Here is an 11,257-nt window from a genome sequence, read left to right as displayed (position 1 = left end):
CTAAACATAGAAAAATCCCAGTTTGAGCACAAAAACAGGCTGAAATCACCGCCCCGCTAAAAGCAACAAATTAGCAACATAAAAAAGTGATGATCGGGAGGCGGAAAAGTGGATCTTTTGGCGGGTTAAGAGAGATTTTCGTATTGAAGCTGCAGAGCCAGATCACAAAATGACTGTTATGTTAAATAGAGGTGTTTTTAGGGAAATTTTCGTGCCAACAAGCACGAGCAATGTGAGGCACGGCGAAATGTCATGACAGGATAAAGCTGTGATAGAATGCGCTCGGGTGCTGGGACTGCTAGACGTGTTCCGGCCAACACCGAAGCCCAGATAGCAGAAAACCCCGACCCAGACTATAAATCTGAACCGAGGTTTTACTGTGATACCTAGACAATTTCATAGTAGCGCCTCACAACGTAGGAGGCAAGCTATGCCAAGAAAAGTTCTGTGTACACTGATTGTCTGCATGACAATCTTAACGGGGATTTACCTACTCAAAGATAGAGTATGTGAGTTCAGTTACCGACAAGGGCACACAGAGTTAACGGCAAAGTTTGTCTACGAAACGAAGTGAGCCAGCGGGGGCGTAAGCCCCCGTTTGGTGAAACTATGAGCCTGTCGGTTAACGCAGGTTTTTCAGCACCCATGCCTTCCAAACTTAAACAACAGCTTTAATCAAGAACGTCTCAATCGCCGTTCCCGCTTCAACAGCTTTAGCAATTGGTGCAGGCATACGTCCCTGCCCTGTCCACGTTTTCACATTACCATTGTCATCGAGGTATTCGTATTTCGGCGCACGTGGAGCACGTTTCTGAGATGGTGCTTTAGCCTTTACCTCACCATGCAGACTAATCAAGTCATCCAGAGAAATACCATCTTCGGCCAGCATCTTGCGGTATGCTTCCAGTTTCTCTAATCGCTCGGCCTCTTCCGCTTTTTTAGCTTCGGCAGCTTCGCGCAGCTCTTCAACGACAGTAGCTAATTTAGTGTGCATCTCTTCCAGCACAGAAAAATCCACATCACGCGCGAAAGCACGTAGGGAGCGAATATTAGTAAGGGTCTTAATGATTTCGTTGGTATCCATATTGGAAACAAAGTCCTTCTATATAATAAGGTTATTAAATAGCAAGAGCATATCCATTACGGTATGGCCGTAAAAAGCCAGACTGGCTAAGCTCGTCTAAAACACGATTGATAATATCACGCCCGACATTACCAAAGTGAGCAGAAATACCGCGATGACTAGGACGTACAGTTTGCGTCAAAATAGCCTTCTTAATTTCTCGGCATAACTGTTCATCACACTTATCTGATTCAACATCATCATCCACACACTCAAAAGCATTATCGTTCATTGCGTCTGTGTAGCAGTGTGTGCTCAGTGTGATTGAGTGTTCATCACTCGGAGTGTGTATTTCTGGCTCATTCTCACGCACCACACTTAATTCGGAGTCAGTGTGCATGAGTGTGGTTAAGTGTGTTTGAGTGTGTGTACGCAATGCAGACAGAACAAAAACCAATAGCCAACTTGTTAATTCCAGCGCGCCCGCCGCAATGTAAGCGACATACATACCATATCGGTCAACGGTAGAACTACCTTTAGTGTTCGCTTGCTCTTGAGAAAGCGCATCAATCTTAGCCAGCAGAGCATTTACTTCATTCAGCGTTTTTTGAGACTTGGTGATCTGTTTTGTTTGTTGTTGCAGCGCGGCCAAATTACGCAACTCATTCACTTGGTCGGTGTAGAGTGCAATTTGTTGTGTTAAACGCTGATGAACAACGGAGTGTTGCTGACTAGCGATCACGCCAGACTCCAAGGACGCAACGGAGGCAGCAAATGAGACCAGGCTCAACGAAAGGCTCAGCAGCAAAGCGAACAAGAAGGCGCAATAACGCTTTCGAGCCAGAAATAAGAGTACAAAAGCAGGGGAGACACACTTGGTGAGGTCAAGCAATCCACCAATGGCTGCGGTAGTAATGGGTGCATTCACTGATTGCCCAATGGAGAACATAAAGGAAACAGTTAACCACCCAGACAAAGCAGCAACGGCAACGGAAAGGGCTAGGCAAGCACTCTTCAAAAAGGTATTGTTCATATCGTGATTTTCTTTCAAGTTGCGTGAATCACAAGCCGCTTTAGCAAACTTTGGTCGGGATGTTGAAGCGGCACACTTCAATGTAAATACGCACAAATACAAATAAATATTTATAACTAGCGATACATATCAATATTTATAAATATTGATATGTATTAATATTTTTTCTTCCTTCCAGCATTTCTAGGGACATAACATTGCTTGAAAAGAGCCTCCCGTTTTTCTTCATCCATTTGATATAGAGCCAAAATACCAGCTCTAACCATCTGACTAAAATCGACTTTAGCTTTATCTTGCATCTCCTCAGCATAATCTAATGTCACTTTATTTATAGTAATGGTTTTTACGATGGATTTAGATTGAGTTTCAGCTACGTCATACCCATGATTTTGAGTCGTTTTATTGATGAAATCACTAGCATCTAATCCACCATCATTGTCAAAGTCATCAAACATTTTACCCATTTAAATCACCCATCAATTCATCATATATTAACGAGACTTCATTTCTTGCCTTTATATTCGCTAAATGGTCACCGCCACGAGTGAAGTTTTCTCTATAGACTTTTCGTTTAACCGTGAAGTTGTTTAGCGGTTTAACACCAAAACCTTCGAGCACTTTTTTGGCTGATAAAATATCATCGGTTGCAGACTTTAGGTGATCTGCCTCCATTAAAACTGCAAGTGGGTTTGTATGTTTAATATAAGGCAAAGCATCTTTTAAAAACTGACGAACAACAAAAAGATCTATTGGACTGGTTTTTACGGGAAAAACAACAATGTCAGTACATTTTGCAGTTAATGCAGAACGAGCCGCTTTGCTATCGAAACCACCTGTATCGACAAGAATTAAAGCATCATTATTTTCATTTTTTAATGTAGTTAAATAATCAGATATATTTAATGTAGAAGCTACATGTTTACATTCGATTCCTCTAATTGAAGCCCAAAATTTTAAAACACTTGTGGGGTCAGCATCCACTATAATTACTTTTTGTTGACGACGCTCAGCTTCTGCTGTTAATGCCATTACGAGAGTGGACTTTCCGCAACCACCTTTCGTGTTACCAACAACGATTAATTTTTGCATAAATCATGCCTACTTAGCTGTATGACATATATATGATACCGCCAAGTTATATTTACCGCAACATATTAATAATTATAAATACTTATACTTATTAATATGTATTATTTCGTTGATTGGTCTTAAGCGTACCTATTAGTGGGTTGTAACTACCATAGTTGATGCGCGCAGAAGAGCGTTACACTCGTTTGGCATCCGGTCGCTATGGCAAAGTGAAAGTTCAAACCCGCTAACTGCTAAAACTCTTTTAAGCGCTCACTTGAGTTTGCGGAGCTATAACGCACAGACAGATTGAAGATCCTATGGTCAACGCACTGAAACAGATGACACTTTTAGGAATACCCCAGAGCATTCGTATCAACTAACTGTTAGTCACAAAAGAGCTGCGCAGAGTAGCAAAGACTTCCTATCTCCTACATTAGATGTCGCTATCACGCTTTATTGGATCTGAAACGATTCTTGCAGAAGCTTAAATACGCAACAGGAAGCTGTTAGAGCCATTATTTTTGATTTTGGCACGGTTAGGTATTGCTGATGCGTGCTGATGTGCTTGGGAGGTTACAGACGATTGTCTTTGCTTTGTTTTTTGTAAAGAACAAAAAAATTATTGAGCGCGGAGCGCAACATGCAGTTATCACGATTGTATGCAGAACGATTGTGGGAAAGTTGAGGACTGCTTGCTGTCCGCAGCTTTTCCACATGAGTGGGGAATGAGATCTTTATTAACCATATAATTTTTATAGGTATTTGTGATTTTATCCCTTTATCCACAGCCTTATCCTTTTTAAGGATCTTTTTGATCTTTCTTTTTAAAGATCTTTTTACCCCTAAATAATCATTTTAAATCAATTGGTTACGTAACAAAAGTGTGAGCCGGTGACTGAAAAGTGTGATTCTGTGAGTAAAAAAGTGTGAGTTCATGATGTGGTTTTTAGGAAAAACTGTGACTTCATGAGCTGGAGATGGGGGGAGACTGTGATTTATTGACGTTTTTCGATTGATTGAAAGCGGGGCTTGTTTAAAAAAACCTTTTACGCACGGGAAAGTGTAATTACGCCCTGTATAACAGGGCGTGTAAGGCGCGCTGATTGGTAAATCGTGACCACAGTAGCTGATACGCCGTAGAACAGCATACGCGCAGAGCGGCAAAGGTTCCCCGCCTCCTGCCGAGCGCTTTTAAGGTCTCACAAATAGTAATGGGAAGAGATTGCTAGTAGCGCGGTTGAGCGATGGGATAGTGCCGTTATTTTTATATCAGATGACGTATTTGTGTGTTTAGAGAGAGAAGGGCCCCATTGCTTGCAATGGGGTGAAACTTATCGCGAAGCGATGGATTTATGTAGCCAGAAAACGGGTGGTAGCCGTTTTAGCTGGCTACCCCCTTTTTTTATAAAAGGGCTTTATGTTCAGTATTTAAGAACGAATTTAACGACAAACACTATGGAAGCTACGAATTTAGTTGTTCATATAGTGTTCTCCTCTTGTGTTGGTGGTACATCAGACAATGTTTTCTCACTGTGGCGCTGTCACCAAGCACTCATTTTTGAGCGCAAAACAGCCAAGATAAGTTCGATAGATGCGGGGAATCCTCAGCAATTACGCTGAAATGAAAACTGTAGGCTGGATAGGGGGGAAGGTTAACCCGATTTTCGCTCTAAACAGAGTCGATAGAACTGGATAGAGTGAAGGGCAATATCAGGGTGCGCTTTACGAACCTGCATCTCAATAACGGTATTAGAGACTGTACCTGTCGCCGCAACGGCTTGCCAACGAGCACGCAGCTCGCGCAACTCATTATCCTGTTGTTGATTACGTCGCATAGCTTCAGCTGCCGCTAACTTTTGTTTAGCCGCTTGCTCTATATGACGCTTCTCTGCTTCTTTTTCCGCATTTCCCAATACGAGGTACTTCAATTTTTTAAGCAGCGCTTTTAGCGCATGTCTATCATCAATGCTCGCAACATTAGAGCGCGCGATACGCATTACATGCTCGGCATAGCGTGCTTTTGCACTCTGACGATGCCCTGTACGCTCCATATACTTGCGGAAATTGTGGAGCATTTGGCGCACTTCACCGAGCGTGAAACCAATAGATAAAAAGAACTCAGGACGCAACCAGATGCGCATTGCTTTTTGTTGGCGAGTATCAGGATCATGGCCATGTTGAACAATAATCAACTGCGCATCAGCCAACTGCTTTAAAGCGTTCAACGTTGGATCATACGTTACCCGACCAGACTCGCACTGATGGCGCTGTCCCGTAATCGCCGCCAATTGCTCAACACTTGCAAATACTTCAAAAAGATAGTCACTCTCAGGGCTATAGTCACAATAGGCAATGAGAGCCATAGATAGCGCATCTAATGTCTGGCGACGTTCTGAGCGAATAGAGATACGGCGACCGCTATCTTGGCGATGGCGTACTAATGCGCGATTACGATTCCAACAATGGTGCTTTAACGCAGCAGCAAAGCGGCGAGCGGCTACACAGCGAGGAACAACACCTGAAAAAGCCGGAACATGATGACGATGGGTCTTGCTAGTAGCGCAAGATAACGTGATCTCGTTAGTCACACCGCCCAGCACTTATGGCGGTAACTAAAGGTTGAATAGAGAAGTGCATTTGCTATAATTCCTTTTAGGCCAAGCCTGCTGTTAGCCCCCTGAACATCCTGTGAAACCGCCAAGTTACCGAGGATTTCAGGGGGTTTTTGCATTTGAAGAAAGCTACAAAACGCGAAGCTTTCCACAAGGCATTCTTTCGGGATGCCTCCTACCGCATGACTCTGGTTATCTATTATGCCTTGTGTAATAAGCAAAGACAATTCGAAGACTGTTTAGCCTTAACACCTATACAAATCCTCCGCAGGATCAAAAACTCCGTAGAACATACACATCCAAGTTCACTAGTGCATAGAGTTCGCAATTTGCTATAGGCGAAGCGATCCTCTTTGTTTGCAAAATGAATAATTATAGAAAGTTATCCACATATTTTGTGGATTATAAAAGATTATTTCTTTTGATTATAAAAGATTAGATTAAATATCAATACCTCATTTTTATCTTATTTTTCATAATGATATGTGAATTTTATCGTTTCCAACTCTACCTGCTATGCCGATAGTTTCTACCTGCTATGCCGACATCGCCTACCTGCCATGCCGATAGCTTCTACCTGCTATGCCGACATCGCCTACCTGCCATGCCGATAGTTTCTACCTGCTATGCCGACATCGCCTACCTGCCATGCCGATAGTTATGCTTGTTTTTTACTTAGCCGATGTTTTGTTTCTTTTACGAGGGCTTCTGTTGTCTTTAGGTGCCGTTTTATTTTGTAGGCAATACATACCTGCTATGCCGATAGCTTCTACCTGCTATGCCGATAGGGGGTTGAATTGAAAATTTCGCCTGATAAAATGAATGAATGAATGAATGAATGAATGAGTTGGTAATGAGTGGGGAGATATGTTAGAGCCTGTTATGTATGAGCGTGGAAAACTAGATGGTTGGGAGGAGGTCATTGTGACAATGCGTAAAGCAGGGTATTCGTACAGACAGATTTGTGAGCATTTGCAAGAGAAGGGGGTGCGTACTTCCGAATCATCTGTTCGTCGAGTGTATTTAAGAGCAATTCAGATTTAGGGGAGGGAGGTGTGTCTGAAAAATTATTACCTGTAAAACTTCAGAACAGAATAAAAGCAATGATTTCTGTTTCATCAGTTAAAAAGGAAGATGATTATACTTTACGAAATGTAAAGGTAAATCTAAATGCCTTTTTGCCAGATGTTGGGGTAAATAGAAGGGCAATTCCCAATATGATGTTGCGCTGTGCGTTATTTGGTGTTGTCGGCAGAGAGAGAAAGTATGAGGATAATGTATTAAAAGCAGCCATTAATGGATTAACTATTAGATTTACAGGGAAGCAATTAGATCAATCAGACTTGGATGTTTATTTGGAGTGTGTTAGACGCTGTTCTAAACATCCAGCGGGGGATTCAGTTAGATTTTTTGCATATGATTTTCTGAAAAAAATTGAACGTAGTTGCGGTAAATCTCAGTATGTTTGGTTAAGTGATAGTTTACGTAGATTAACGGCGTCTCTCGTTGAAATTAGTGATGGACGCATTTATTACTCTGGGCATTTACTAGATGAAATAAATAGAGACGAAGATTCAAAGGAATTTATTATATCCCTTAACCCTAAAATGGTTGAGCTATTTTCTGATGATTTGTGGACAGGGCTATCTATTAGCGAGAGAAATAGATTAAAGGGTAAGCAATTATCCCAATGGTTACATGGATTCTATAGTACCCATTCCAATCCGTATCCATATAAAGTCGAGACTATTCATGAGTTGTGTGGTAGCTCTGCGGTGTTATGGAAGTTTAGACAAACATTAAAAAAGTCTCTTTCTGATTTGTCTAGTGAAACTGGATGGCGATGTAAGATAGATGACTCTGATTGTGTTTCTATTAGAAAATAAAAACATTAGTTCTTTTCTTGAAGAACTAGTACGGTCTTTCTTTTTGATGGCTGGTTGCCGATACATTCGACCGTGGCAGCAACCAGCCAAGCGATCATATAAGGATGTATATGACCAATAACAGTATGGGGACTTTCCCTAAAGAGATCAACATTGAGAACAATGCTCTCCTAGTATCAGCTCTGTTTAAAGAGTTGACAATGGATGAGGTTCGCTGCTTGCACTTGTTGTCATGGGGGATGCAACGCCATGAAATTGCTGAATATCTTGATGTAAAACCTAGCTATGTAAAATCTAGGATTGAGTCTATGTATATCAAGTTTGGCGTGAATAACACCGACTCTCTGAGGGCTATTTACATAAGCAGAGTGCAATTTGACATGTATCAAATGTTAAAAAGTATAACGTCAGGCGTTTGGGTATTGTAACGCTCTTGCTTTAAAATAACTGCGGTGGCGTCGCTATCGCAGTTATTTTTTTTTGTTCTTATCAAGTTCATAATTATTCCATTCCATTTATTTCGATATGTAATGGGAGTAAGTGTGGAAACAAAAAAAATTAATTTTAAATTTGTTCAGCTGGCATTGGATGACGAAACGCTTGAGCGCTTGACTATATCAGCCAAAGAGTCAGGGCGTTCTATTCGTCAAGAAGTCTCTCTTAGGTTACAAGACCACCTGTTTAGGTTTGAGCGAATTGCATCAGTTGGTATGACGCAATCCGTTAATTAATATTTCATAGCTCTTTAAAAATTTAACAGCGACGAAAATCCAACTTCAAAGGAGGTTTATTCGTTGGATGAACGACGGGCATCGTGTCGCGCCTATGTGTAAAAAGCCCACTATCTGTAACTTCGTCAGTAATTCACCCTATTAAGGTGAAATGACCAATAAGTGTTTAACTCAGCCCTTATCGGTGATTTCTTCTTTTGTTTAACTGTATAGAGAAAGGAGGCTCACTGTGCCGATGTCTGTTATTCGACACAGAAAATATCAAGCATACCAGCAACAGCTTGAGGTATTTATTAAGCGAAAACGCGTCTCTAATGTGGAGCGTGCGCTTAAACAATCCCTTATTTTTGGGCGTTTTGATACGCCACCAAAACCTAAATCCTTTGCAACCATGCGCGAGTGATCACCTATGTTTGCATCCAAAGATCATCACTATACTATTGCAAGCGAATTAAATTACTTCTGCTCTGCCTTCTTAAACGATCAAGTACGCTATCCGCGCCAATCCACTATTGAGAATGAGCGCGATTTCACCCCGCACTACATCCAATCGCTACAAGCGGGGCGCGTTCGGCGCCGTAGTCAATGTGTGGAAAAGGGGGGCTTATGACTACGGTGCGTTTTTATGCTGTGGTTGTGGTCATCATCTACTGTTGTGGCTATACGGCTTATACGTTTTGTGGCGATGCTTCAACGGAGCAACTAAATGCCTTGGCAGGTCATGCTAAGCTCCTGCAAAGTCCTGAGTTTAATCAAGCACTACAAGATGCTTTGTCTGATGGGAAAATCACAAGAATGGAGTGTTATCGACTTAATGGCATGGCAAAACGCCTTGAACGTAAAATGCGTAGAGCACAGAATGAAATAGAAAGGCAGAAGGCGGTAAAAGAACTAAAAACTTTTACTGAATGAGGTGTTTTTATGACTTTTATGCGTTTTTATGCGTTGGTTATGGTCGCTATATTCTGTTGTGGTATCGCTTATATATTTTATGGCAATGCGTCCACAAAAGACCTAGAAACATTAGCCAATTCTGCCGAGTCGCTACAAGATGAAAAACTAAATCAAGCTATACGTGAAGCCTTGTCTGATGGACACATTACTAATGCTGAGTTTAGCAAGCTGAATATAATGGCTAAAAATATTGAGTTTGACGTAAAAAGAGAATTAGTAGAGTCGAGAATTAAAATAATTACAGACACATCAAAATAACCTTTATCATAGATACTAGCGTCCCATCCTTATTTTTAATAATCACCTAAAACTCCCTCTGTGTTTTTAGCACAGGTCGTATTCGGCCTGTGCACACTGCCATTTCCGCTTGCGAGTGGAAATCGCGGTGTGCATTCGCACGCCTTTAAAAAAGTGGCGCAGACATTGACCTCTGCGCCCGGTGAATGCTTGCCGAGGTTAATCGGCACACCAAGAAGTTAATAAACAATCAGCAATTCGCAAGGTTATAAGAAATGGTACGCAAAAATCAAATGCGCTTATCACTCTCAGTATTAGCACTGGCCGTTAGCGCCGCATTATCGGGACAGGTATGGGCTTATGCCGCAGGAAGTGGTGCAACTGACTCCGGTTTGCTCAGTACCGCTATCGGTGATGGTGCGAACGCCAGCGGAAAGTGGGCAACTGCGGTAGGTGAGAACGCCACAGTGAGCGGTGATTGGTCAACGGCTGTCGGTATGGATAGTAATGTCAGTGGGCAATGGTCAACTGCCGTCGGACAAAATAGCCAGGTGTCGAATGATTACTCAGTCGCGTTGGGGACTAGCGCAAATGCAACCGCTAACAGTTCGGTAGCGTTGGGTGCCGGTTCAGTGGCTGACCGTGATAACACGGTTTCTGTCGGGACAGTGAACAGCCAGCGCCAAATCACTAATGTTGCTGCAGGTACAGAGGGAACCGATGCGGTTAATGTTAATCAACTGAATGCGGCCAAGAATGAGGCTATCAATTCGGCGAAAAGCTATACCGACAACCAGATCACCGAAAACAATAAAGTGATCAATCAGTCGATTACACAGGCTAAAAACGAAGCGATTACCACGGCAAACAACTATACAGACAGCAAAATCCAAGAAAACAACATCGTTATCAATCAAAACATTGATGCAGCAAAAAACGAGGCGATCACAACCTCAAATGCCTACACGGATAGCAAAATCACTGAAAACAATAAGGTGATCAATCAGTCGATCACTCAGGCTAAGAACGAAGCGATTACCACGGCAAACAACTATACGGATAACAAAATCCAAGAAAACAATGTCGTCATCAATCAAAACATTGATGCGGCAAAAAATGAAGCGATTACAACCGCCAACAACTACACCGATAGCAAAATCACCGAAAATAATGTGGTGATTGATCAAAAAATTGATGCGTCAAAACAAGAAGCGGTACATACCGCCAACCAATACACCGATAAGAAGGTTGCTAACATTACCACTGAGGCGGTAACTGTTGCGAACACCTACACAAACCAACAAATTGCTGATAACAACAAGTACATCGGTCAGCACATCTCCGCAGCGAAGAACGAAGCGATCACCGCGTCACGTCACTATACCGACCAACGATTTAATGCTCTGAACAGCAAGATGGATCAGGCGCATGAAAAATTAAATGCCGGTATTGCTGGCGTTTCTGCGATTGCGTCAATTCCATATGTTGGTGGCTATAAATTCTCTTACGGTTTAGGTGTGGGTAATTATGCCAATGGCAATGCCATTGCCGCAGGTGTGCAATATAAGCCTGCGGACAATGTACAACTGCGCCTTAATGTTTCGTGGGATTCATCTGATAACGCGGTTGTCGGCATGGGTATTTCCGGCGGCTGGTAATGCGTTTTCCTT

The 11,257-nt window shown here is 42.2% G+C and carries 13 protein-coding genes; 8 read left to right on the top strand and 5 right to left on the bottom strand.

Annotated features, from left to right (window positions below):
- The first annotated feature begins 430 nt into the window (after positions 1 to 430).
- The gene (locus tag LQ901_RS16700; RefSeq protein WP_152136646.1) at positions 431 to 574 is read left to right on the top strand and encodes a Hok/Gef family protein; all 144 of its coding nucleotides are present in this window, start codon (positions 431 to 433) and stop codon (positions 572 to 574) included.
- Between the two features lie 84 nt (positions 575 to 658).
- Here LQ901_RS16700 and LQ901_RS16695 read toward each other — a convergent pair whose 3' ends face one another.
- The 5 genes from LQ901_RS16695 to LQ901_RS16675 all read right to left on the bottom strand — a co-directional run bounded on the left by LQ901_RS16695 (position 659) and on the right by LQ901_RS16675 (position 5,755).
- Entirely contained in the window at positions 659 to 1,084 is a 426-nt protein-coding gene (locus LQ901_RS16695; RefSeq protein WP_192438321.1) for an H-NS family nucleoid-associated regulatory protein, read from the bottom strand.
- Between the two features lie 34 nt (positions 1,085 to 1,118).
- A complete protein-coding gene (locus LQ901_RS16690; protein ID WP_233672502.1) occupies positions 1,119 to 2,096 on the bottom strand; it encodes a hypothetical protein in 978 nt (325 codons plus the stop codon).
- A 155-nt stretch (positions 2,097 to 2,251) separates the two neighbouring features.
- The gene (locus tag LQ901_RS16685; protein WP_233672501.1) at positions 2,252 to 2,560 is read right to left on the bottom strand and encodes a hypothetical protein; all 309 of its coding nucleotides are present in this window, start codon (positions 2,558 to 2,560) and stop codon (positions 2,252 to 2,254) included.
- On the bottom strand, positions 2,553 to 3,185 hold the full coding sequence (locus tag LQ901_RS16680; protein WP_152109533.1) for an AAA family ATPase: 633 nt from the start codon (positions 3,183 to 3,185) through the stop codon (positions 2,553 to 2,555). The genes LQ901_RS16685 and LQ901_RS16680 overlap by 8 nt, the downstream gene beginning before the upstream one ends.
- Positions 3,186 to 4,819: 1,634 nt before the next feature.
- Positions 4,820 to 5,755 (bottom strand): hypothetical protein, encoded by a 936-nt coding sequence (locus LQ901_RS16675; protein ID WP_152108839.1) that lies wholly within the window; start codon positions 5,753 to 5,755, stop codon positions 4,820 to 4,822.
- 1,079 nt (positions 5,756 to 6,834) lie between these two features.
- On the opposite strand from LQ901_RS16675, the gene trfA reads away from it, so the two are divergent.
- From trfA to LQ901_RS16845, 7 genes are all read left to right on the top strand, one after another.
- A complete protein-coding gene (trfA, locus tag LQ901_RS16670; RefSeq protein WP_233672500.1) occupies positions 6,835 to 7,665 on the top strand; it encodes a plasmid replication initiator TrfA in 831 nt (276 codons plus the stop codon).
- Positions 7,666 to 7,775: 110 nt separating this feature from the next.
- Positions 7,776 to 8,093, top strand: a complete 318-nt coding sequence (locus LQ901_RS16665; RefSeq protein ID WP_233672499.1) for a LuxR C-terminal-related transcriptional regulator — start codon at positions 7,776 to 7,778, stop codon at positions 8,091 to 8,093.
- Between the two features lie 114 nt (positions 8,094 to 8,207).
- Positions 8,208 to 8,396 (top strand): TraY domain-containing protein, encoded by a 189-nt coding sequence (locus tag LQ901_RS16660; protein WP_233672498.1) that lies wholly within the window; start codon positions 8,208 to 8,210, stop codon positions 8,394 to 8,396.
- 229 nt (positions 8,397 to 8,625) lie between these two features.
- Positions 8,626 to 8,799: a hypothetical protein gene (locus LQ901_RS16655; RefSeq protein WP_233672497.1), complete on the top strand. Its 174-nt coding sequence runs from the start codon at positions 8,626 to 8,628 to the stop codon at positions 8,797 to 8,799.
- A gap of 203 nt (positions 8,800 to 9,002) precedes the next feature.
- A complete protein-coding gene (locus tag LQ901_RS16650) occupies positions 9,003 to 9,308 on the top strand; it encodes a hypothetical protein (protein ID WP_233672496.1) in 306 nt (101 codons plus the stop codon).
- Between the two features lie 9 nt (positions 9,309 to 9,317).
- Complete coding sequence (locus LQ901_RS16645; RefSeq protein WP_233672495.1) at positions 9,318 to 9,608, top strand: hypothetical protein; 291 nt, start codon at positions 9,318 to 9,320, stop codon at positions 9,606 to 9,608.
- Between the two features lie 254 nt (positions 9,609 to 9,862).
- Positions 9,863 to 11,245 (top strand): YadA-like family protein, encoded by a 1,383-nt coding sequence (locus LQ901_RS16845; protein WP_304610504.1) that lies wholly within the window; start codon positions 9,863 to 9,865, stop codon positions 11,243 to 11,245.
- Positions 11,246 to 11,257 lie beyond the last annotated feature (12 nt).

This window comes from Plesiomonas sp. PI-19 (assembly GCF_021368255.1).
In the GTDB taxonomy this organism is placed as follows: domain Bacteria; phylum Pseudomonadota; class Gammaproteobacteria; order Enterobacterales; family CAMTGL01; genus Plesiomonas; species Plesiomonas shigelloides.
Note: the sequence above shows the minus strand (reverse complement) of the source record. Positions and strands in the feature narration are given on the sequence as shown.

Coding starts and splice junctions, on each gene's coding strand:
- LQ901_RS16645 (WP_233672495.1), top strand. CDS start 9,318: ATGACTTTTATGCGTTTTTATGCGTTGGTTATGGTCGCTATATTCTGT.
- LQ901_RS16700 (WP_152136646.1), top strand. CDS start 431: ATGCCAAGAAAAGTTCTGTGTACACTGATTGTCTGCATGACAATCTTA.
- LQ901_RS16695 (WP_192438321.1), bottom strand. CDS start 1,084: ATGGATACCAACGAAATCATTAAGACCCTTACTAATATTCGCTCCCTA.
- LQ901_RS16650 (WP_233672496.1), top strand. CDS start 9,003: ATGACTACGGTGCGTTTTTATGCTGTGGTTGTGGTCATCATCTACTGT.
- LQ901_RS16685 (WP_233672501.1), bottom strand. CDS start 2,560: ATGGGTAAAATGTTTGATGACTTTGACAATGATGGTGGATTAGATGCT.
- LQ901_RS16680 (WP_152109533.1), bottom strand. CDS start 3,185: ATGCAAAAATTAATCGTTGTTGGTAACACGAAAGGTGGTTGCGGAAAG.
- LQ901_RS16845 (WP_304610504.1), top strand. CDS start 9,863: ATGGTACGCAAAAATCAAATGCGCTTATCACTCTCAGTATTAGCACTG.
- LQ901_RS16665 (WP_233672499.1), top strand. CDS start 7,776: ATGACCAATAACAGTATGGGGACTTTCCCTAAAGAGATCAACATTGAG.
- LQ901_RS16690 (WP_233672502.1), bottom strand. CDS start 2,096: ATGAACAATACCTTTTTGAAGAGTGCTTGCCTAGCCCTTTCCGTTGCC.